Raw genomic sequence first — 23,141 nt, 5'->3', positions numbered from 1 at the left:
TATACAGATGACTTTTGAATAATGTGACATTTTTGTCCGCTGACTTATCATAAAAATTCAACATAAATAACAAGTCATAATTTTCACACTTTCTATACCACGCGCTCATTTCGCAAAAATGAGTGAAATTTGTAGAAGCAATTGTCACATTATTCAAAAATCATATGTAATACCTATTAAATCAATTAAGAGGTTCTACATGCTCAGTATATATGACTACATAGTGATTGGCTTTTATTTTGCCTTCATCATGTCCTTAGGTTACGTTTTTAAACGCTTCAATGGCTCAAGTGCCGATTACTTTGCGGGTGGTTCACGCATGTCTTGGTGGTTAGTCGGACTCTCGGCTTTTGTTGCAAATTTTAGTTGCTGGACCTTCACCGGCGCCGCTGGCTTAGCCTATGAATACGGCTTCATTGTCTTTGTCATCTACATATGTGATGTTGTCGGTTATATTTTGGGATACAGCTTTTTTGCTAAAAGATACCGCCAGATGCGCTTAGTCACTGCCATGGATGCGGTTCGCGCTCGCTTTGGTAAAGCTTCTGAACAAATTTTCACCTGGATTCAAGTTCCGATTCAAGTTATTACTGCAGGGGTTTGGCTTGTTGGTTTATCTATTATTCTTTCCTCCGTGTTCAATCTTCCCCAAGCACCAGTGGTTATCGCTACAGGAATTGTTGTTCTCGTGATGTCACTCTTTGGTGGTAGCTGGGCCGTAAATGCCAGTGATTTCATCCAGGGTCTGCTCTTAGTCAGTATTAGTGTCGCCGCTGGTGTCCTATGTTTAACAGAGATTGGCAGTATCAGTGCTTTCATTGATCAAATACCTAAGCAAAACATGGAAGTCATACACCCAACCGGACACAAGTATGATTGGATTTGGATTTTAGCTATGATTGGCGTCGCGATTATCAACCGCAATAATATCGTTCAAGCGGCTAAGTATATTGCTGTAAAAGATGGTAAGGATGCTAAAAAAGCGGCGGCGATCCCCTTATTCTTATACATCCTGCTTCCTGTATTTTGGTTTATTCCCCCGCTCTGTGCAAATACCATTGCACCTGGTTTCATTGATCAATTCAGCAATGTCAACAACCCCTCGGAAGTCGCCTATATTGCGACTTGTCTTAAAGTTTTACCTCAAGGCATGATTGGCCTCTTAGTTGCAGGCTTATTTGCTGCGACCATGTCCTCCATGGATACTGGACTCAACCGCAATGCCGGTTTTTTAACAAAAAACTTTTATGCAAAAATCATTAGGCCTGAAGCCAATGATAAAGAATTACTTCGCGTCGGTCAAATTTTCACTGCTCTTATGGGCATAACTGTTATCATTGTTGCCATGATCTTTATTAACATGGGAAAAATCAGTCTTTTTGATGTCGTGCTCACGATTGCAGCAATGTTATCCATTCCGGTATTTGTGCCTTTATTCTTGGGTATTTTATTCAAAGGCCAACCCAAGTGGGCTGATTGGAGCACTGTTTTACTGGGTTTCATTATCTCGGCTCTTATCTATAAAGGATCGGATAGTGAGCTCGCCATGAGCCTCTTTCAAAGCATCAATGCAGAAGATTTTTTAATTTACATGCGTGAACACAAAATGACTTTTAATGTTTTTGTTAATATTCCTGTGAGTACACTTTGGTTCCTTTCTACTAAGTACATACCCCACAAAAAAGACGCTGCATACGATGCCAATGTCGAGGCTTTCTTTACGCAAATGAACAAGGAAGTTGACTTCGAAAAAGAAATTGGTCATGCCAATGACAAAGATCAGGCAAAAGTTCTAGGATGGCTTTCCTGCGTCTATGGTGCTTTTGTTCTTATCCTTCTTTTTATACCGAATAGCATGTCCGCTCGTTGGGCATTATTTGGCTGTGGTGGCTTTATGATGAGTGTTGGCTTAGCTTTAATCGCTTATAGCCGAAAAAGTGTTTCAGAAGCTGCTATCCCGATCGCAAAGATTGAAATGGATTAAATCCGAAATTTCATCATTCTAATCACGTTCCGCATTTACTAATATCTTCTTTAGTCGCACACACTTTGCGGAACGTGATTTTTTTTCGTTTTTACACTACACTAGGATGAAGTATACAGTAAAAACCTATGAATATATTATTTCACTAATAGACAAAAATGTTGTGCACCTTATTTGACTTTAACTAGGCATAGGGAGTTTACCCCAAAATGTAGACAATAAGTGTGTAAGTGACCTTTAATCTGAAAACTAGAAATAAGGAAACACGACTATCAGTAATAAAAGATCAAAAGTCTCAAAAGGTTTCCAAGAAGAAGATTTCCATTGTAATCATAAAAGAGTTACAAGACTTATGAAAGATAATAATATTCGCTCCAAAACAGTGAAGAAATTTAAAATAACAACTGATTCAAATCATGAATATCTAATTTTCGGCTAGATACATCTACACCGATAATTGGCATTAATTTCTACGGTTTTTTTCTGTTACTTTCACACTAAACCCACTTAGCTTTGTTCTGTTACAAGTTAGAAAAAGAGATGCTTTCGGTGGTCACTCCTTTCCATTTTTGCTCATCCTTGGGAGGGAATATATGGCTCAAGCTTATCTTACTGGAATTTTAAAATTCTTTAATAGTATGTGCAAGGGATTTCGGTTGTTATACTATAAAAAAGTACAAAAATAACATAAATGTCGTGGGATTAAAAGTTTATTAGTACTTATAATAATATTCATTTTATCTCTCATTTTCATTAATAAAGACGTAGATAAAGACTATAAAAGTTATGGTTATGTGTTCATGACAATAAGTTTAATAAAAAGGTTGCAAAACCACCTAAAAAGGGATCAACTTCCTGCTTAGATGATTGTCTGGGGGACATGATGTCGCAGGTTCAAATCCTGCCGTTCCGACTCTAGTAATGAAGCACTTACAGCAATGTAAGTGCTTTTTTCTACTCAAAAAAAAGCTTGCAAAACTCAATCCTAAATTATGAGTGTCTTCTAAAATGAATTTTTCTTCTCTAATTACACCTTTCCATTCTTATTATGGCTAAATACGGAAAAGGGTCTAAAGTTCCGATCAATATTTTCGAAGCGGTAACTATTTAAATATGGTAGCTTATTAGCTATTTAATTACTACCTTATAAATGAACGTATCAAAGCTTATCAATAGGACTCGTAACATTGAGTTTATGAACGCCCATAACATGTGTATAAATCTGTGTTGTACTGACATCACTATGGCCAAGTAACTCTTGCAGCACACGTATATCATAACCATCTTCTAGAATATGCGTCGCGAAACTATGCCTCAGAGTATGAATTGTTCCGGCCTTCACAATTCCAGCTTTGCGCAAAGCTTGCTTATAGGGTCCCTAACATATTTACTCGAGACGTTACACTAAAAAACATCAACAGAACCTTGCGTTAACTAATGTTAAAGACTATAGTTCTAAAGACCAAAAAAGAAATGGGATTATATTTGAGACTAATATTGACTAAGCCTGTAAAGAAATGGCTTGATAAAGAGAAGGACATACAGCAAGAAGATTTAATCATCGCTTCAAATGAAGTAATTAAAGGTGTATTTGAAGCCAACCTTGGTGGAAACCTTTACAAGAAACGTATCTCGAATAATTCTAATCAAGGTAAATCGGGTGGTTCAAGGCTTATCGTTGGTTACAAACAAGGTAATAACTTTTATGTCTTATTCGTATTCAATAAAAATGAATCCGATAACATAACTACCAAAGAGAAACAAATCTTTAAAGGAATGGCTAAACAGTATTTAAAATGGAACAACAACGAATTAGACATCGCTATCACAGCGAAGATTTTATTTGAAGTCGAACTAGAAGAACAAAGAGGTGAAGATAATGAGTAGAATAGCAAAAGAAGCTAGAGAAGAAACAGAAGAACTCTTCAATCTAGGATTAGTATCACAAGATGACTATGATGAAATGATGAAATTAACTGCAAGGGATATTGCAATACCTGCACCAATTAACTACACAGGTAAACAAATTATTCGTATTAGAAAAAAACTTCATTGTTCACAAAAAGTATTTGCGGATATAGTTGGTGTGACATCCGATACAATTAGTAAATGGGAACGAGATGCAAGACATCCAGAAAAGGTTGCTTGCCGTCTTTTGCATGTTATTGACAAGGAAGGCCTCGAAGCTATTCGATAGTTCTAGAGCTTAAAATATGTTTAATCTAGCGGTCGATCAATAAAATCAAATACAGAACCATGAGCTACAGTGAAGATTCTCGCTTAGGTTCAAATCTCACTAATCTCGGTCGTTATACTATAAAAAAGTACAAAAATAACATAAATGTCGTGGGATTAAAAGTTTATTAGTACTTATAATAATATTCATTTTATCTCTCATTTTCATTAATCAAGACGTAGATGAAGACTACAAAAATTATGGTTATGTTTTCATGACAATAATTTCAACAAAAAGGTTGCGAAACCACTCTTAAAGGGATCATTTTTATGCTTAGGTGATTGTCTGGGGGACATGATGTCGCAGGTTCAAATCCTGTCGTTCCGACTCTAGTAATCAAGCACTTACAGCAATGTAAGTGCTTTTTTTTGCTTTGATTAAGTCGATTCCATTTTTAGATCAGTCTATTACTCATCTTTACTTTGTACTAAGCTATCGTATTTTCATTGATCTTAATTATTTCCCTCCGAGTAAAACTATGTCCCCGAAAGCTCCTTTGAAAGTTTGTCTTGTGCAAATGAATTCCTGCTCTGATTTAAATAAAAATTTACTTGAATGCGAAGCAAGAATAAAACATGCGGCGGCCAATGACTGTGATCTAATTATCTTCCCTGAGTGTGTACTTCTTTGGGCAAAGACTGAGATTACTCATCGTGAAGCAAAAGATCGTCAGGGCTGGATTGATTTACTCTCTCCGATTTCGCCGAAATATAAGATTGCCATTATTTGGGGTGGCCTCGGCGAAAGAGCTGGAGAAGATGTTTTCAATAGCTCCTTTATTTTTGATTGTGAAGGTGAGCTCATTAATGTCTATAGAAAAACACACCTTTTCCAAATTTTTTCATCCCAGCAAAAATCAATGGATGAAACAAAGATCTATCAGCACGGAGATACGGGCCCTATTATTGTGGAGATTTCGGGCTGGAGTATCGGCATCAGTATTTGTTATGATTTACGCTTCCCCGAGTTTGTGAGGAATTATGCAGGTTGTGATTTAATTATCAATACGGCGGCATTTACAAAAAGAACGGGCAAAGCTCACTGGGAAGTTCTCATGCGAGCTCGAGCCATAGAGAATCAATCTTATGTCATCGGTTCAGCGCAATGTGGTGTCAATCAGCTGACTTCAATGGAAGCTTATGGGCATTCATTGCTTATTGATCCTTGGGGAGAGCTTATTCAAGACTTAGGTGAAGAGCCTTCTTGTGAAATTTTCACTCTTGATTATAAGAGGATTATTGATACGAGAGAACAGATCCCTTCGCTCTACACAAGCTTTCCTGGACTTAGACCGATTCAAGTAGAAAAATCATAGTGGCAAATTGTACCGTCACAGCTGTGGCACAGTGAGCCAAGCTGGCACGCCTGCTTTTGGCTCCATCATAAATACCATAGAGCGATATTTATAAACTGTTAATCTACATGTATTTAAATACCATTATATATATTTGGCATGCCTTTTCCTTTAAGTGTGCACAGATCCAATAAATTAAATAAATAAAACTAACGGAGAAATATAATGGCTAAGATCCTCGGTATCGACCTCGGTACAACTAACTCATGTATGGCCGTCATGGAAAATGGCGAAGCTACAGTAATCCCCAACGCAGAAGGTCACAGAACGACTCCTTCAGTAGTTGCGTTCACTAAGAATGGCGAAGAACTTGTAGGTCAAACTGCAAAACGTCAGGCAGTGACTAACCCAACTAATACAATCTTTTCGGCTAAGCGTTTCATGGGCCGTAAATTTGCTGAAGTAAAGCACGAAACTGATCTCGTTCCTTACGGTGTTGTAGAAGCAAAGAATGGTGATGCACACATTAAAGTGGGTGATAAAGTTTACTCACCACCTGAAATCTCTGCAAAAATCATTGCTAAACTTAAGCGCGATGCAGAAGCTTACCTCGGTGAAACTCTCACTGAAGCAGTAATTACAGTTCCAGCTTATTTCAATGATGCACAGCGTCAAGCAACTAAAGATGCTGGCCGTATTGCTGGTGTTGATGTTAAACGTATTATCAACGAGCCAACTGCTGCTGCGCTTTCTTATGGTCTTGAAAAAGATAACGACCAAAGAATCTGTGTCTATGACCTTGGTGGCGGAACTTTCGATGTAACGATCCTCGAACTCGGTGACGGTGTTTTCGAAGTAGAAGCAACTAATGGTGATACTCACCTCGGTGGCGATGACTTTGATGAATCCATCATTAACTTACTCGTAGACGAATTCAAAAAAGAGAACGGCATTGACCTTCGTCAAGATGCTTTTGCACTTCAACGTCTCAAAGAAGAAGGCGAGAAAGCAAAATGTGAGCTTTCAACTGCTCAGTCAACTGACATCAACCTTCCTTTTATTACTGCAGATGCGACTGGACCAAAACATTTACAGTTCACACTCTCACGTGCGAAACTTGAAGATGTTACTGATAGCCTCGTAACTCGTTCAATCCTTCCTGTAGATGCCTGTTTAAAAGACGCTGGCGCAAGCATTGGTGACATCGATGAGATTATCATGGTTGGTGGTCAAACTCGTATGCCTAAAGTTATCGAAGCCGTTAAAAAGCGTTTTGGTAAAGATCTTCACCGTGGTGTGAATCCAGATGAATGTGTGGCACTTGGTGCGGCGATTCAAGGTGGTGTACTTACTGGTGATGTGAACGACGTTCTTCTTCTTGATGTAACGCCTCTTTCATTCGGTATCGAAACAATGGGTGGTGTTTTCACTGCACTGATCGAACGTAACACGACGATCCCAACTAAAAAGTCAGAGACTTTCTCAACCGCTGCTGACAATCAAACTGCTGTAGACATCGTTGTTTACCAGGGTGAGCGTCCAATGGCGACACAAAATAAGAAAATTGGTGATTTCCGTTTAGACGAAATCAAAGCCGCTCCTCGTGGAGTTCCTCAGGTCGAAGTTACTTTCGATATTGATGCCAATGGTATTCTTAAAGTTTCTGCGAAAGATAAAGAAACGGGTAAAGAGCAGCACATCACTATTAAAGCTGATTCAGGTTTAACTGAAGACGAAATCGAACGCATGGTTAACGATGCGAAAGATAACGAAGTTGCTGATAAAGAATTGCGCGAAAATATCGAAAGCAAAAACAAAGCAGAAGGTCTAACTTTCCAAGTTGAAAAGCAAATGACTGAACTCGGTGAAAAAATCCCTGCTGAAGTAAAAGAATCTTTCGATGCAGATATCAAAGAACTTCGCGAAGCTTGTGAAGCTAACGAGTACGACAAAATCAAAGAGCTCACGGAAAAATTCGAAGCTCGCTTACAAGAACTAAGTCAGTACATGGGTGATCCAGGTGCTGATGCAGGAGCCGCTGGTGCTGGTGCTGCTGCTGCCGGAGCCGCTGGCGCTGGCGCAGCTGGTGCTGATGCAGGTTCTGAAAAGAAAAAAGAAGACGACGACATTATTGACGCCGACTTCGTTTAAGTCATAATTTAGCTGACTCCAATGTGGAGTCAGCGTCCCTTTACAACCTAACAAAAACCTAATACGGAGAAAACCAACTATGAGCATTCAGCCTCTAGGTGATCGCGTTCTCGTTCAAGAGATCGAAGTGAAAGAAGTAAGCGTTGGCGGAATTATCCTCCCTGACTCTGCTAAAGAAAAACCACAAGAAGCCAAAGTTATTGCAATCGGCACAGGTGGTATTGATAGCAATGGCAAAGAAATCACTTTTCACGTTGCCGAAGGCGACACAGTTATTGTTTCCCAGTATGGCGGAACACCCGTAAAAGCTGATGGTCAGGAATATAAAATCCTCAACCAGAACGACATCCTCGCAATCGTAAAATAATTTTAGGAAAAGTTACAAATGGCTAAACAATTAATTTTCGACGAAAATGCTCGTCGCAAACTTCTCGCTGGCGTAGAGAAACTCTCTAGAGCCGTAAAAGTTACTCTCGGTCCAAAAGGCCGTAATGTTGTTATCGACAAAAGCTTTGGCTCACCTCATATCACAAAAGATGGTGTTTCTGTAGCAAAAGAAATCGAGCTCGAATGTCCTTATGAAAACATGGGCGCACAAATGGTTCGTGAAGTAGCCTCTAAAACTGCAGATCTTGCTGGTGACGGAACAACGACTGCTACAGTTCTTGCTGAAGCTATCTACCGTGAAGGCCTCAAAAACGTAACAGCTGGCGCTAACCCAATGAGCCTTAAACGTGGTATCGACAAAGCTGTCGCCGCTATGGTTAAAGAGCTTGCTAACATCAGCACGCCAATCGAAACTAACGAGCAAGTTAAGCAAATCGCTACTATCTCTGCTAATGGTGACGAAGAGATCGGTAATATCATTGCTGAAGCTATGGACAAAGTTGGTAAAGACGGAACTATCGCTGTTGAAGAGTCAAAAACTATCGAAACAACTCTTGATGTTGTTGATGGTATGCAATTCGACAAAGGTTACCTCTCACCTTATTTCTCAACTAACCTTGAGTCACGTGAAGCTGTTCTTGAAGATCCATTAATCCTTATCTTCGAAAAGAAAATCAGCAACCTCCAAGACATGCTCCCACTTCTCCAAGAAGTAAGCAAGACTGGCAAGCCTTTCCTTATTATTGCTGAAGACGTAGAGGGCGAAGCTCTTTCTACTCTCGTTATCAATAAGCTCCGTGGTACTCTTAATGTATGTGCTGTAAAAGCTCCTGGTTTTGGTGATCGTCGCAAAGCTATGCTCGAAGATATTGCTATTCTTACTGGTGGTAAATGCATCACTGAAGACCTCGGCATGAAGCTTGAAAACGTAACTATTGAAGACCTTGGTTCTGCTAAGCGCGTTATCGTAGACAAAGACAACTCTGTCATTGTTGATGGTAAAGGTGCACAAGCTGAGATCATGGGTCGTGTTAAACTTCTCAAAGCTCAAATCGAAGAGTCTACTTCTGAGTACGACAAAGAGAAACTCCAAGAGCGTCTTGCGAAGCTCGCTGGTGGCGTAGCCGTCATCAACGTTGGTGCTGCAACAGAAACTGAAATGAAAGAAAAGAAAGACCGTGTTGACGATGCACTTCATGCAACTCGCGCAGCAGTTGACGAAGGTATTGTTGCTGGTGGTGGTGTTGCTTACATCCGTACACAAGCAGCTGTTGCTGGTATTGAGCTCAAAGGCGACGAAGCCGTTGGCGCATCTATCATTGCACGTGCTTGCGAAGCTCCATTGCGTCAACTTGTTGACAATGCAGCTGGCGAAGCTTCAATTGTTATTGCTAAAGTACGTGAAGGCAAAGGTAACTACGGTTTCAACGTAGCTACTGACGAATATGTTGACATGCTTGACGCTGGTGTTATCGATCCTACGAAAGTAACACGTTCTGCATTACAACACGCTGGTTCTATCTCTGGTCTTCTCCTTACTACTGAGTGTCTTATTACTGACATCAAAGAAGAAGCTCCTGCAGGTGGTGGCGATCATCATGGCGGCGGAATGCCTGGTGGTATGGGCGGAATGCCCGGAATGATGTAATCAGTTTTAACTGATTGATCAAAAGGCGTCCTTTACGGGGCGCCTTTTTTATTTGTAGTTTTAGCATGCCTATCAAGCTCTGGCGAAGAATGGGCCATAATCGCCTCTGGCTATAGATTATAAAGACTCACGCCGAAAGAATAAACCGGCTGACTACCCCAGGTGATAGTCTCTTGCTCATGCAAAGCTTTCCACTACAACAGAACCCTTACAGCTAACTTAAGAAGATTAATTAAAGTTTTTACTGTAATTTAGTAACTTTATCTTATAAAATCATGTAGCTCGGTCCTATAGTACAAAAAACAATTTTGGGGACAACCATGTTTAAACAATTTTTCATTTGCAGTGCTCTTCTTATTTCGACTCTTAGCGCCAAAGACAGTAGCATTGCCGCCGATAGAGCTTCTATAAAAGAGTACAGTTCTGATACACGCAAGAAATTAAAAGCACTTGAACCTAAGGATGAATTCATTCTCAATATTGGTCAAAACATCGATCAGGATACCTTTGCCAAAATATGTTCAGATAGTCCTTGGACCACAGAACTCCGTACTGACTATGGCAACAAAAATCTTGATTCATTTGCGCCACTCGCAAAACTAAGTGAGTTGCGTATTTTTAAGGTCATGAAATGGGAGAAGTCTGAAGAAACGGCTATCGATCTAAGTCCTCTTTCTGAACTTATTGAAATGGAAGAAGCTAACTTCTATGCCACCAGAGTCACTAATACTCAGGCATTAAACAAGCTGACTAAGCTCAAGAAATTGAGTTTTTATATGAGTGCTATTGACGACCTTTCTTTCCTGGCAAATACCAAGGATTTAGAAGAACTTAGTCTCTACGGTTATAAGCACACTTTTAAAGACTATGCGTCTCTGGCATCCCTATCTAAACTCAAGAAACTTGATACTTACATGAATCCTCAGGCAACGGATAAAAACATGCAAGTCTTCAGTAACTTAACGGCCTTAGAAAACTTTAGTTCATCAAATAATAAATCTATCACCCACGTAGATTTCTTGAATAACACAAAAAACTTAAGAAAGTGAAACTTAAATGGTGTCGTAAATTGAAAAATCTCGATGCTCTTGAAAACTGCACCCAGCTTATCGAGCTTGATGTGAGTGATGCCTTGCTTTCGCATCTGTCTTTCTTAGAAAATAAAATCAAACTCCAGAAACTTAACATAGACGGTACAAAAGTCACTGATTTAACGCCTTTAAGTAGCTGTACACAATTACAGCATTTAAATATTTCCGAAACCGCTATAACGGACCTGGCTCCTTTAGCCTCTTGCCCTAACCTAAGTTCTTTAATTTTATCAAAAACAAAGATCAAAAATCTCACAGCTCTACATGAACTGAAGAAATTGCGTTCTGTAACTTATAGCCTCAATATCCCTAATGAAGAAATTGAAATTCTTAAGAAACTTTTACCTGAATGTAGCTTTAAGATCGATAATTAAGAATGAAATCAAAATCACTTCTGATTGCCCACCGTGGAGCGAGTGCGGACGCTAAAGAAAATACCCTAGAGGCATTTAAATTAGCTTTCGTACAAGGTGCCGATGGAATAGAAGCTGATTTTTTACTTACTACCGATCGCAAAATCATTGCTTTTCACGATTTAAATACTCAACGCTTACTGGGGACACAAAGTCGCACAAAATGCTTAAACCTTAGCGAAATCCGCAAATTGAGTTCTTATCACATTCCTGAATTAAAGGAAGTTTTAGCCTGCTTACCTAAAGGAAAAAAGCTCATTATTGAATTGAAGTGTGGTCGCCAAATCGAACAAGAACTCATGCAGATTTTGCGTGCCTCGCAAATTCCAATTGAAAATGTCACAGTCATTTCCTTTCGTTTACCCACATTAATTCGCCTCCGAGAACTTTGTCCTAAAATTGAAATATTATGGATCCGTAAGTTCCGTATGAGTCAAGGAATACGAAAGCCAAATCTCATTGAAATAAAAAAAATCATTGAGAAGTATAATTTTGATGGAATTAGTGCCAACGCCAGTCATATTGATCAAGAATTTATTCAAACGTTCAAACAAGGAAAAATTAATTGTTGGACGGTTGATTCCCCGAAGCGCTTCCAAGAACTTACTGAACTTGCTTGCCATTCCATTTCAAGTAATTGTCCTGGACTTATCCGCGAGCAATTAAAGGATTTAAAATGAATACGATTGACCCTGAATTAAACCAACGCCTTATCAGGTTAGAAACTCTAAGTAGTATGCAGGACGACCTCATTGAAACGCTCAATGAAGTGATTACTAATCAACAAATGGAGATTCAAGAGATCCAACATGAACTCAAACTCATGAAAGATAACGTTGAACAAGATCCCATTGATATGAACCAAAGGCCCCCGCACTACTAAGATAGATTTTGTAAAGGAACTTAGTTTTTAAGCCCAAGTAAGTCTCGCATTAAGTCGAGGTTCATGTCCTCCATTCTGTATTCCATCGCCAAACTAGTGCGACGCCTTAGTACATCTTCTAAAGTATTGACTTGCTCCTCTCTACCCATATAGACGAACTCAGCCTTCAAGTAGCCACTACCGGGATGAATTTCTGTCGCTAAATCTCGATCTTCTTTTATCAATTCCAAGATTTGGGATGCCGCACTACCATAGCGCCTCCATAAGTGATCTGGCGGCGTACTTAAGCCATCAAAACTATCCGGTAAATGCATTTTTTTTGCAGTTTTAATAAAGGCTTCTTTGCCCTCGTCCTCTCCATACCAAAGACCTTCTCGGTAAGGTGTATTCAAGATCGAACAAATAGCTACCCCTACTTCCTCTCCCACATTTAGACAATCAGTAATTTTTCCTCCTAAAATACTCAGGACCTGCTCATGCTTATTGATCTCGATCTTATGCTTTCGGGTGAGTTTGATCCAGTCTTCCCCCGTATCATCACCTTCAACAATAAGCGTGCGCACACCACAGCGCTCTGAAATAATATCTTTTAAACTGAGGTCCTTATAATCATTTAAATAAGAATTAATATTATCGAGAATAAACTGCCTATCTCCTTGGGTCACTTCGCATTGATGACTCTTTACACGAGTATCAGTGGTGCCAATACAACTGCGATTTCCCATCGGCAAAACAAAAAATAAGCGTCCATCTTTTGAAAAAAAGGTTAATACGCGATCCGACGGGCCAATTTTAGGGACAATTAAATGCACTCCTTTTGAAAATGCTAACTGATTATCTACTGCAATATCTTGCTTAAAAGCATTGATCTGTGGGCCGCAAGCATTCACCAATGATTTCGCTCGTATTTCTTGCTGCTCTCCCGTACGCATATCACATAAATGAATGTGCCATGCGCCTTCTTGAAATTTTACACTTTCTACTCGGGTATAATTAAAGCATTGGGCTCCTCGTTTTTGCGCATCTCGCACAAATTGATAAACAAAACGAGCATCATTATCGGGTAAATAGGCGTCAGCATAAGACACAGCTGCACTCAAACCTTCTTGTTTTAGCAAGGGTGCTTCGTGACGAACTTTATTAGCTTTTACATATCGAGGTTTAAAAGTTTTACATGAACCCATGAGCCAATAAAACCACGCACCTGCGTAAATCAATTTAGCTGAATAAGGGTTGCCTTTATAAAAACTAGTAAAATAAGAGATTTCTCTCACTCTATCGGGATAAGCTTGTAGTAAACGATTGCGTGATTCGCAGAGAGCTTTTACCAAGCTTAATTCACCTGACTGTAGATACTTTATCCCACCCCAAATCATATTGGAAGATGCTTGACTCGTCATCGAAGCATAATCACCCTGATCTACCAATGCTACTTTCAAACCTTGATAGGAAATGTTAGCCGCACTTACAGCACCATTAATTCCACCACCTATCACTAACACATCGTATTCTTTTTTTGACATAATCACCCATTATTTAAATTCAATATATGATGGCAAATCTTCAAAAAAAATCTTTATGATCGCTATATGATAAAATAATAATATGAATTTAGCTTCGAGTCATTTTTTCGTTTATACTTTTCTAGTGGACACTTTACCCCCTTTTCTTTACTTTTTTCATTTAATAGACAAATGCTAAAATTGATTATCAGCTAGCTAGATCTAACTTATTCAATATAATAATTTTAGGAGTTCAAAATGACAGAAGTTGTACCTGTACCTATTCTTAGTAACCTCAAGATCAGTAACATCGACCAAATCCTTCACCGTGACCTGATTGCTAATAGCAACGATAGCAGAGCTCTTGTAACTTTTGGTTTCAAACAAAATGGCCAAACTCACTTTATCGGTAGAAGAGAAGCTCTAGAGAATAACTGGACACTTGAATTTGTTGAAGGCCTTGCCTTACAAGCCTTAGACAAACGTGATGAACCCGAATGGGAACCCGTTGAAGTTAAGTACCAAGGCGAGACTCATACACTACTTAAGCGTGAAGGTGATGACCTAACAGCAAGCAGTATCTTACGCAAAAAGCTTCTTATTGAAATCCAAGAGCATTTTGGCACAAAATCTGTCGGTTTTGCCGTGCCAAATCGCAATACAATTATTGCTACCGCACTTCCTGAAGCTCTTTTACTTTACCTCAACGACGTCTACCATGCCTCTGATTCTAAAGGTTACGAAAAGGTTTCTAACATGGTCTACCTTGTACGCAATGGCAATGTTTTAGCAGCTGCTCCCATGCCTGCTGATGTTCCTGCTCCAAAAGCTTTAGCAGAACCTGCAGTTACAGGCAAGACCCAAAGTAAAATCACGACAGCTACTTCTGCAAGAATGAAAAAGCCTTCACGTGCTCGTTCACTAAAAGCAGGAAAGTCAAAAATGAAATCACCTGCCCCTAAAACAGGAAATTCGACTAAAGCTGGTAATGCTTCAACACCTGCTCCTGTAGATGAAGCTGCAGCAAGCCCTGCTCCGAAAAAACTTCGAACTGGTGGAGCACGTAAAAAAATCAGCATTAAGAAAAAACGTTAATGACTATGCGAGTCCATATCGGCACTCGCAATCTTGCTAAAGTCCAAGCACTCACAGAAGAACTCGAAGCTCAAAATATCCCAGCAAAGCTTATATCCATTGATGTGGACTCAGGAGTTAAAGCTCAACCCAGATGCTTGAAAGAAAGCTATGCGGGCGCCATTAATAGAGCTAAATCAGCTTGTAATGATGATGCTACTTTCTCTGTAGGTATTGAAGATGGATGCTATCATATAGAGGGTAAGCTGCTCAATATTTCTTGTGTTTGCCTATGGGATGGTAGTGAAACATTCTTTGCGAGTTCATCTTCTTTTCAGTTACCCCATGAAGTTCAAAAAGTTATTGAAAATGAACATTTGGAACTCTCTCAGGCCTTAGTCAAAACTGGTTTTACGTCCAATCCTGATATTGGCTCACTTGGTGGGGCTATTGGTCTCATTACTCAAGGCCAACTCATTAGGAAAACCTATACCCGCCAAGCCTTACTTAATTTATTCAGCTCTTGGAAATTACAAAATGATTTATCTTGATAACGCGGCATCAACTCCCCTCTTGCCCGAAATCAAAAACTTTTACTTCGAAGCCATCGAGAAATACTATGCCAACCCTCATGCGGGTCACACACTCTCTCGAGAATGCCTAAGAGTTGCAGAAACCGCTTGCTTAAAGATTTTAAAAGCTGCACAAGCATCTCCTATAGATTACCGTGTTATTTTCACTAGTGGTGGAACTGAAGCCAATAACTTGGCCCTGCTCGGAGTCGAACTCAAGGAAGGTGATGAAATCATCACTTGTGAAGCTGAGCATCCTTCCATTCTCAATGTGATCAAAGAACTGAAAAAAAAGTCTGTTATCATTCATTATTTAGCTCTGGACAAAACTGGTGCTCCCGATTTATCTAATCTAAGTCAAATCATCAATAAAAATACACGTCTCATTTCACTCACTCTGCTGCATAATGAAACCGGCGGTCTCCTCGATATAGATCGCTTGAGTGAGCTCACCTATGGCAGCTCAATCCATGTTCATATCGATGCGGTACAAGGATTTGGAAAAAGAGATATTGATATGGATGACTGGGGCATTAGCTCACTCTCATTTGCCGGACACAAATTTCATGGTCCAAATAGTAGTGGCGCACTTATTGTGAGTAATAAACATCTCCCGAATCCCCTACTCTACGGCGGTGGTCAACAAGAAGGTTTACGATCTGGTACTCTTGACGCAGCAGCTGCTGCGGCATTAGGTTTTGCCGCTGAATTCAATAAAAAAGAGAAAGTAAGACGTTATCAAAAAATTAATGAGCTCAATCTTTTGTGCCGTAAACTTTTATCAAATTTAAAACAAAAAAATAGTAATGACTGCGCTGTGAATATCATTTCATGTGCCAGTGCCTCTCCTTACGTTCTTTTGGCCAATTTTAAAAATATGCAAGGCGCTATTTTAATGCGAGCATTGGCAAGTAAAGGTATCATCTTAGGTACGGGTAGTGCCTGCTCAGCCGATAGTAAACAAATTAGTCCTGCCTTAAAAAGCCTTGGTCTAAATGATCAAAATGGCTTTGGAGTACTGCGCATTAGTATGGCTTGGCAAAACACAGAAAATGACATCATAAATTTCATAGAAGAACTACAAAAAATTATTATTGACTATTAAAGAGGAGATGAAATGAATAAGCTAGCTCATGTAGCCGTCTGCAATACTACCAAAGAGAGTTTTCATCAAATCAATCAATATTTAGACCATAGTTTAATTCACCTTTACCATTGTGAGGATATTGAAGAATTAAAAAAACTCGAGTCTGAGCATCTGCTCTCTCTAATTATCATCGATCACCACAAAAATATTGATCACCAAAGTTTTTGTTTAGAAGATATCTCGCAAAATTTAAAAACTCAAAATACCTTCATTATTTTACCTAAGTTTAATCCGGAAGAAATCCAAGCTTATTATAATCTCAATTGCAGTGACCTCATCTACCCACCCATTTGTAGTGAAGAATTTTCTTCTCGAGTCAAAAAATTACTGGCTCAAGAAGAAATTAATCGCAACCTAGAAAATGCCTTACAAATAAAATCTGAGTTTGCAGCGACCATGAGTCACGAAATACGGACTCCGCTCAATGGCATTATTGGGATTCTCAATATTTTACAAGAAACCAACATCAACACACGCCAGACTGAATTAGTTAACATTATTTGCCATTCCTCAGAGGCACTTCTTAACCTTGTAAATAATATCCTAGATTTTGCCAAACTTGAGGACCATCAGCTCACCTTACGCCCCGAAGCTTTCTCCCTATTCTCGCTCTGCTTACAAGTTATAGACCTTGCCAAAACTAGCTGTAATAAAGAAAAGCTTACTCTCTCTATCGATACCTGCCAAGAACTTAAAGAACTGATCCTCATGGGGGACAAAAATCGTTTGCGACAAATCATTTCCAACTTGGTCTCAAATGCCGTGAAGTTTACTGATCAAGGTCACATCAAACTCCAACTCAAGCTCGATGAGCTCAAGTGTGAACATGCAAAAATCACCATATCCGTTAGTGATACGGGAATAGGTATTAGCCCTGAGGAAAACGAACTGATTTTCTCTAAATTTGCCCAAGTGGATAATTCGCATTCTCGCAAAAACGAAGGCACGGGCTTAGGTATACCTATATCAGAAATGATTTTGCAATGCATGAATTCCAATCTCGAATTGAATTCCAACCCTGGAGAAGGCTCGACTTTTAGTTTTACTATTAGCCTACCAGTTACAAATAAAGCTCTTCTCAAAAAAGAAACATCCGACTTACATCTACCTGCACTTAGAATACTGATTGCCGAAGATAATTTAGTCAACCAAAGGGTCATGCACTCTTATCTAAACAGCGATAAACAACACTATATAAAGACTGCGGAGAATGGTTTTGAAGTTATTGAATTCCTGAAATCGGATCATTTTGATTTAATCCTCATGGATATTCAAATGCCTGGAATGGATGGCTTAGAAACTACCAAAGTTATTCGAGAAACAAAAGCCGCCTACCAACACGTTCCCATTATTGCGGTCACTGCAAATGCGATGGAAGGAGATCGCGAACGCTACCTGAAACTGGGTATCAATTCTTATCTCCCCAAGCCTTATTCGAAGCAACTTTTATTAAAAACCGTAAGTAAATTAATCCAAAAATCAGATGAAGTATCTCTGCTTAAAGAGCCTACTCATGCAGCATTTGAACTCATCGACTCAAGAATGTTACTCGATATCCACGAATCTTTAGGTGCAGAAGGTTTTCATAAGCTGATCGAGATCTACTTAAAAGAAGTTCAAGGAATGCTGAAAGAAATTAAAACGGCAGCTCTCGCCAAAGATCAAGAACAATTTATTCGCTACGCTCATAAGTACGCTGGCGGAGCTGCTAGTCTTGGTTTTAATACTGTACGAGAAATTTCTAAAAAAATGGAGACCCTCACCAGAGAAGGCCACTTTGACTTAGCTTTAGCGCTTCACGACAGCTTGGAACTCAATCATCAAAACACTCTCTTGACGCTCAATGATTTCGTTTTTGAATAAAAAACTAAAACTATAAGCCTTGACAGACGAGCTCAGGATTCAGCCTTTTTGTGCTAAGACTTAAAATTCCGAAAACGTAAAAAACTAAACTTATGCAACTATTTTCGATTTTTCCCTAAGCTTTTGTCTTTGTCGATTGTTTTTCTCTAAAATGAATTTATAATTATGGCGTTATTTTGACGTTATTTTACGTCATAAATTCTTTCATTGTTAACCCTTATTTATGAGAACCTATGTCGACTTTTTTCGAAGACTACTACAAGCATGTTGCTGAGCGTAAAACGCAAGGCATCCCCCCCTCGCACTAAGTGAAAAACAAGCAGAACAATTAGTTGCCCTCCTTCAAGATATCCCCTCAGGCAAAGGTGAAGAACTTTTAGATCTTCTCACTAACCGTATCAACCCTGGTGTTGACCCCGCAGCTCACGTTAAAGCTAATTTCCTTGTTGCTATTCTTAAAGGCGCTAGCTCTTGTGACGTCATTTCAAAAGCTGATGCCGTAAAACTTCTCGGTACAATGGTTGGTGGCTATAACCTCCAAGGCCTTATTGATACTGTTGCTAGTGAAGATGCTGAATTAGCGCCTCTTGCCGCTACTGGACTTAAAAACATGGTTCTATCAGTCAACTGTTTTGATGACATCAAAGCTCTTGCTGATAAAGGCAATACTACTGCTAAAGAAATTATTACTTCATGGGCAAATGGCGAATGGTTCACTAACTCGGAAGATGTTCCAGACTCAGTCAAGACTGTTATTTACAAAGTTGGTGGTGAGATCAATACAGATGACTTCTCTCCTGCAAAGTTTGCTTTCACTCGTGCTGATATCCCTCTCCACTCAACTTGTATGGGTGGTAGCCTCTTCCCTGAAGGTCCAGAGGCCATTTCAAAACTGAAAGAGCAAGACCTTCCTGTTTCTTTCGTTGGTGATGTTGTTGGTACTGGTTCTTCACGTAAATCTGCCTGTAATTCACTACTTTGGCATGTCGGTCAAGAGATTCCTTTTATACCTAATAAAAAACGCGGAGGAATCATCCTCGGCGATATCATTGCTCCAATTTTCTTCAATACTGCAGAAGATTCAGGTTCACTCCCTATTCAGTGTGATGTTTCCAAAATCAACACAGGCGATATCATCACTGTTCTTCCTAAAGAAGGTAAAATCCTTGCTGAAAATGGCTCAGAGATCACCTCTTTCGATATTAAGCCAAACACTATCCTCGATGAATATCGTGCCGGTGGACGTGTACCACTTATCATTGGTAAGCAGCTTACTGAACAAGCTCGTCTTGAACTAGGACTTAGCTCTATTCAAGAGTCTGGAATTTTCGTTAATCCTGACAATCCAGTACCAACTGCTGATCAAGGTTATACTCTCGCTCAAAAAATGGTCGGCGCAGCCTGTGATGTCGAAGGTATTCTTCCTGGCACAGCTTGCCTCCCAAAAATGACGACTGTTGGTTCACAAGATACTACCGGTCCAATGACAGCCTCTGAAATGACTGAGCTTGCTTGTCTTAAATTCAATTCTGACCTCGTTATGCAGTCTTTCTGCCATACGGCAGCTTACCCTAAACCTACAGATGTTCGTACTCACGCCACTCTCCCTGATTATATCTCTAATCGCGGTGGTGTATCACTTGCACCTGGTGACGGCGTTATTCACTCATGGCTCAACCGTCTTCTTATTCCAGACACTGTTGGTACTGGTGGTGACTCACATACGCGTTTCCCACTCGGTATTTCTTTCCCTGCTGGTTCTGGCCTTGTAGCTTTCGCTGCAGCACTTGGTGTTATGCCTCTTGATATGCCTGAATCTGTTCTAGTACGCTTCAAAGGTGAACTTCAGCCAGGTGTAACTCTCCGTGACGTTGTTAACATGATTCCTTATGCAGCTATTGAAAAGGGTTTCCTTACAGTAGAGAAAAAAGGTAAAGTCAATATTTTCTCTGGTCGTATCCTCGAAATTGAAGGACTTCCTGACCTCAAGGTTGAGCAGGCTTTTGAATTAACTGATGCTGCTGCTGAGCGTTCTGCCGCTGCGGCAACAATTAAACTCAATCGTGAGCCTATCGAAGAATATCTCAACTCAAATATCGCTCTTATGGAAGCCATGATTGCTGGTGGCTACAAAGATCCTGAGACAATTCAACGTCGAATTGACAACGTTAAAGATTGGATCGCTAATGGCGAGCTCATGGAAGCTGATTCAAATGCTCAATATCATCAGATTATCGAGATTGATCTCAACGAAATGAATGAGCCACTTCTCGCTTGTCCTAACGATCCTGATGACGTCAAAAAACTTTCTGCTGTTGCAGGCAATACAATTGATGAAGTTTTCATCGGTTCTTGCATGACTAATATTGGTCACTTCCGTGCTGCTGCTCAAGTTCTTGAAGGTGAAGGTCAAGTATTGCCACGCCTATGGGTTTGTCCTCCTACAAAAATGGATCAGGAACAACTAACTAAAGAAGGTTACTACTCTAAGTTCTCTGCTGCTGGTGCTCGTATAGAAATGCCAGGCTGTTCACTTTGTATGGGTAATCAAGCTCGTGTAAAAGATAACGCTACTGTGTTCTCTACTTCTACACGTAACTTCAATAATCGTCTTGGTGATGGCGCACAAGTTTATCTCGGTTCTGCCGAGTTAGCTGCAGCCGTGGCAGTCTATGGCAAACTTCCAACTCCTGCTGAGTACCAAACATTGGTAACTCCCAAGTTAGAAGGTAAAGAAGAAGAAATCTATCAGTACTTAAACTTCCACCTCCTCGAGGAAAAACTCGAAGTTTAATTTAGACTCACTTCACTAAAAAAGGCCGATCATCATGATCGGCCTTTTTTATTATTTATTTAACTTAACAATTCTCCAACGCTTTTTTATAATAAATTAATCATTTAAAAAATATTTATTATATTTTACATAAAAAATACTTATTTTTCATACAAGTATTTTTTACAAAAATTCATCTTGTGGTATAGGTAAGCTCACACTTAGATATGGAGTTTATAGTGAGCCAATTTTTATTAAAAACCTTTATAATCATTCAGTTGTTCAGCGCAAGCGTATTTGCCACTGAAACAGAAGTAAAAAGTCTTTCAGACTCAATCCACAAACAGATGTTTGTAGAAAAGAAAAAAGCTCAAAAAATGTCGATTGTCATTGACCCATTACATAAAAAACACCCTTACTCATACCAACTCAATTTAAAGAAATTTCATTTTCACGATGAGAGCACAATAACTTACGATAAAGTAGTCATTTTAGATTCCAATAATCAAATTGACATCCCCATAACTTTTGCCTCAAAACCAATCGACATCCCCACACAAATCTCTGTTGAGTGCACTCATCGCTATTTCCAAACAATGCCAAGCTTAGAATTTTCCTTAAAAGAAAAAAAAGTACAAAAGCAATTTACGAATGGTCCAGTATGTAAATTAATTTCAATAAACAAAAAACACTTTTATGTTGATACTCCACAAAACTTCACTTTTGCTTTCATTGCTTTAGACAAAAAAGGAAACACGATTTTTGAAACTGACAAAAGCAGTTTTTCTTATCCAAAAGGCAGTAAATACGCTGCTTTATATAGCATTAAAGTCCTGCTAAAATCTCAAACTTTCACTCCTCCCCTAGCTTTTACTATCAACTGTAATGAAGCGTACGCAAAAACAATATCTGATTACCCCTCAGATAAATTTCATTTAAGAGAAGACATTTCTAAAAGAGAGCACAAAACATCTCCACAGATAATAAAAGATGAAATACTAGAGTCCCTAAACTACAGATTAATTGATGACAAAATAACCCTCTGCCAAGCTGAGACTCCCTTTTCATTAAAAAATCATATGAACATTATAAATGATGAGTCAATTACCCTCCTGGGTGATGCTTACATTAAAAAGCTTTCATCGAGCTACCTGGAAGAGGATTTTATAAAAAGAATTGACCTCGATAAAAAACCAAAAACTCAAGTTGCGATCCTTAAAAATAAAATTTTAGCTCCCAGTGAACAATTGTTGATTGAAGTCATAAGAAAATCCAATAGAGACACTCAATTATATCCCATTGATAAAGAGAGCTCACTAAAAGTTATTTTTAAAGATAATAGCTTAACTTATCAATTTATGAAAAATGATAAGGATGTTACCCTTTCTGAGATCACCCCCTTTGCCATTACTTTTGAAGCTGTTTACAATGCTGATGGCATGGCTCTCCTGCGTGATGAAAATAACTGCTATTGGGGTTATCCACATAAACTAACACTCTCAATCCCCATCAATCCGAAAGCCAAATCTATCGAGCAAATCATCTCTATTGACGGATTAAATGCAGAGCAAACACAAGCATTATTAAATAACTATGAGCAAGTTAATAGAGTTGCGGCTCTTATGGCAGAGATCAACTCTTTAAGTTCTAAGATGCCTCAAGAAAATGATATCATTTATAACGAAAGCTTATCTGCCCTCCACTATTTAAATAAAGAGCAAGTAAATATTTCTAGCATTTATACACAAGAGATAGCTCATTCAGATCCTAAAGGCCAAATAGCGCATGAATACCTAGTTAAACCCTACATGGGTTACTACATAACCGTCTGTGATAAAATTGAGCTTAGTGATTCTAAGTTTATTGATACACAAAAATGGAATTCATCAAAAGATTATTCATACAATGACGAAGATCTTGAGTTCATTGGCGTAAAAAAGAATGACTGGGGCCTCATTGCTATCCCCGTAGATCCTACAAAAATGCCTCACCTCTACACAAACTATGAACAGTATTATAAATTCTTTGATAAGCCACAAAATGCCAAACCTAAAAGTGTATGGAAAACTGCTTGGTCTAGTCTGTAATAGAGAGGCTCAAAAGCTCTCTAATATCAGAAGATA

General features: G+C 39.1%; 18 protein-coding genes and 2 pseudogenes. 18 read left to right on the top strand and 2 right to left on the bottom strand.

What is annotated here, in order from left to right:
* Positions 1 to 199 precede the first annotated feature (199 nt).
* Together PQO03_RS05470 and PQO03_RS05465 are read left to right on the top strand one after the other, a co-directional pair.
* The gene (locus tag PQO03_RS05470; RefSeq protein WP_274151753.1) at positions 200 to 1,984 is read left to right on the top strand and encodes a sodium:solute symporter family transporter; all 1,785 of its coding nucleotides are present in this window, start codon (positions 200 to 202) and stop codon (positions 1,982 to 1,984) included.
* 271 nt (positions 1,985 to 2,255) lie between these two features.
* Positions 2,256 to 2,423 carry an IS3 family transposase gene (locus PQO03_RS05465; RefSeq protein WP_420792854.1) on the top strand — a complete coding sequence of 56 codons (168 nt, stop codon included), beginning with the start codon at positions 2,256 to 2,258 and terminating at the stop codon, positions 2,421 to 2,423.
* A gap of 720 nt (positions 2,424 to 3,143) precedes the next feature.
* Here the strand turns inward: PQO03_RS05465 and PQO03_RS05460 are convergent.
* A pseudogene (locus tag PQO03_RS05460) lies at positions 3,144 to 3,353 on the bottom strand (tyrosine-type recombinase/integrase); the annotation flags it as partial.
* 116 nt (positions 3,354 to 3,469) lie between these two features.
* Here PQO03_RS05460 and PQO03_RS05455 point away from each other — a divergent pair.
* The 10 genes from PQO03_RS05455 (at position 3,470) to PQO03_RS05410 (ending at position 12,087) form a co-directional block, all read left to right on the top strand.
* Positions 3,470 to 3,871 (top strand): type II toxin-antitoxin system RelE/ParE family toxin, encoded by a 402-nt coding sequence (locus PQO03_RS05455; RefSeq protein WP_274151751.1) that lies wholly within the window; start codon positions 3,470 to 3,472, stop codon positions 3,869 to 3,871.
* Entirely contained in the window at positions 3,864 to 4,181 is a 318-nt protein-coding gene (locus PQO03_RS05450; protein ID WP_274151750.1) for a helix-turn-helix domain-containing protein, read from the top strand. The genes PQO03_RS05455 and PQO03_RS05450 overlap by 8 nt, the downstream gene beginning before the upstream one ends.
* Before the next feature lie 517 nt (positions 4,182 to 4,698).
* Positions 4,699 to 5,535 carry a nitrilase-related carbon-nitrogen hydrolase gene (locus PQO03_RS05445; protein WP_274151749.1) on the top strand — a complete coding sequence of 279 codons (837 nt, stop codon included), beginning with the start codon at positions 4,699 to 4,701 and terminating at the stop codon, positions 5,533 to 5,535.
* A gap of 204 nt (positions 5,536 to 5,739) precedes the next feature.
* Complete coding sequence (dnaK, locus tag PQO03_RS05440) at positions 5,740 to 7,665, top strand: molecular chaperone DnaK (RefSeq protein WP_274151748.1); 1,926 nt, start codon at positions 5,740 to 5,742, stop codon at positions 7,663 to 7,665.
* Between the two features lie 79 nt (positions 7,666 to 7,744).
* Positions 7,745 to 8,032 (top strand): co-chaperone GroES, encoded by a 288-nt coding sequence (locus tag PQO03_RS05435; protein ID WP_274151747.1) that lies wholly within the window; start codon positions 7,745 to 7,747, stop codon positions 8,030 to 8,032.
* Between the two features lie 18 nt (positions 8,033 to 8,050).
* Positions 8,051 to 9,700, top strand: coding sequence for a chaperonin GroEL (gene groL, locus PQO03_RS05430; RefSeq protein ID WP_274151746.1), 1,650 nt, complete (start codon positions 8,051 to 8,053; stop codon positions 9,698 to 9,700).
* Between the two features lie 320 nt (positions 9,701 to 10,020).
* Complete coding sequence (locus tag PQO03_RS05425; protein WP_274151744.1) at positions 10,021 to 10,749, top strand: hypothetical protein; 729 nt, start codon at positions 10,021 to 10,023, stop codon at positions 10,747 to 10,749.
* Positions 10,750 to 10,769: 20 nt separating this feature from the next.
* A complete protein-coding gene (locus tag PQO03_RS05420; protein ID WP_274151742.1) occupies positions 10,770 to 11,165 on the top strand; it encodes a leucine-rich repeat domain-containing protein in 396 nt (131 codons plus the stop codon).
* A gap of 2 nt (positions 11,166 to 11,167) precedes the next feature.
* Complete coding sequence (locus PQO03_RS05415) at positions 11,168 to 11,884, top strand: glycerophosphodiester phosphodiesterase family protein (RefSeq protein ID WP_274151741.1); 717 nt, start codon at positions 11,168 to 11,170, stop codon at positions 11,882 to 11,884.
* Positions 11,881 to 12,087 carry a SlyX family protein gene (locus PQO03_RS05410; RefSeq protein ID WP_274151739.1) on the top strand — a complete coding sequence of 69 codons (207 nt, stop codon included), beginning with the start codon at positions 11,881 to 11,883 and terminating at the stop codon, positions 12,085 to 12,087. Before PQO03_RS05415 ends, PQO03_RS05410 begins: the two co-directional genes overlap by 4 nt.
* A 20-nt stretch (positions 12,088 to 12,107) precedes the next feature.
* Here the strand turns inward: PQO03_RS05410 and PQO03_RS05405 are convergent, their stop codons facing one another.
* Positions 12,108 to 13,610: a glycerol-3-phosphate dehydrogenase/oxidase gene (locus PQO03_RS05405; protein WP_274151738.1), complete on the bottom strand. Its 1,503-nt coding sequence runs from the start codon at positions 13,608 to 13,610 to the stop codon at positions 12,108 to 12,110.
* Positions 13,611 to 13,847: 237 nt separating this feature from the next.
* Between PQO03_RS05405 and PQO03_RS05400 the strand changes: the two genes are divergently transcribed.
* The 6 genes and pseudogenes from PQO03_RS05400 (at position 13,848) to PQO03_RS05375 (ending at position 23,105) form a co-directional block, all read left to right on the top strand.
* Positions 13,848 to 14,684 carry a hypothetical protein gene (locus tag PQO03_RS05400; protein ID WP_274151736.1) on the top strand — a complete coding sequence of 279 codons (837 nt, stop codon included), beginning with the start codon at positions 13,848 to 13,850 and terminating at the stop codon, positions 14,682 to 14,684.
* On the top strand, positions 14,684 to 15,214 hold the full coding sequence (locus PQO03_RS05395) for an inosine/xanthosine triphosphatase (protein ID WP_274151735.1): 531 nt from the start codon (positions 14,684 to 14,686) through the stop codon (positions 15,212 to 15,214). Before PQO03_RS05400 ends, PQO03_RS05395 begins: the two co-directional genes overlap by 1 nt.
* Positions 15,201 to 16,340, top strand: coding sequence for a cysteine desulfurase family protein (locus PQO03_RS05390; protein ID WP_274151733.1), 1,140 nt, complete (start codon positions 15,201 to 15,203; stop codon positions 16,338 to 16,340). Before PQO03_RS05395 ends, PQO03_RS05390 begins: the two co-directional genes overlap by 14 nt.
* A 12-nt stretch (positions 16,341 to 16,352) precedes the next feature.
* A complete protein-coding gene (locus PQO03_RS05385) occupies positions 16,353 to 18,245 on the top strand; it encodes an ATP-binding protein (protein ID WP_274151731.1) in 1,893 nt (630 codons plus the stop codon).
* A gap of 233 nt (positions 18,246 to 18,478) precedes the next feature.
* Positions 18,479 to 21,039, top strand: a pseudogene (acnB, locus tag PQO03_RS05380) (bifunctional aconitate hydratase 2/2-methylisocitrate dehydratase).
* 218 nt (positions 21,040 to 21,257) lie between these two features.
* Entirely contained in the window at positions 21,258 to 23,105 is a 1,848-nt protein-coding gene (locus tag PQO03_RS05375) for a hypothetical protein (RefSeq protein ID WP_274151729.1), read from the top strand.
* The last annotated feature ends 36 nt before the right edge of the window (positions 23,106 to 23,141 follow it).

This window comes from Lentisphaera profundi, assembly GCF_028728065.1.
Classification (GTDB): Bacteria; Verrucomicrobiota; Lentisphaeria; order Lentisphaerales; family Lentisphaeraceae; genus Lentisphaera; species Lentisphaera profundi.
Note: the sequence above shows the minus strand (reverse complement) of the source record. Positions and strands in the feature narration are given on the sequence as shown.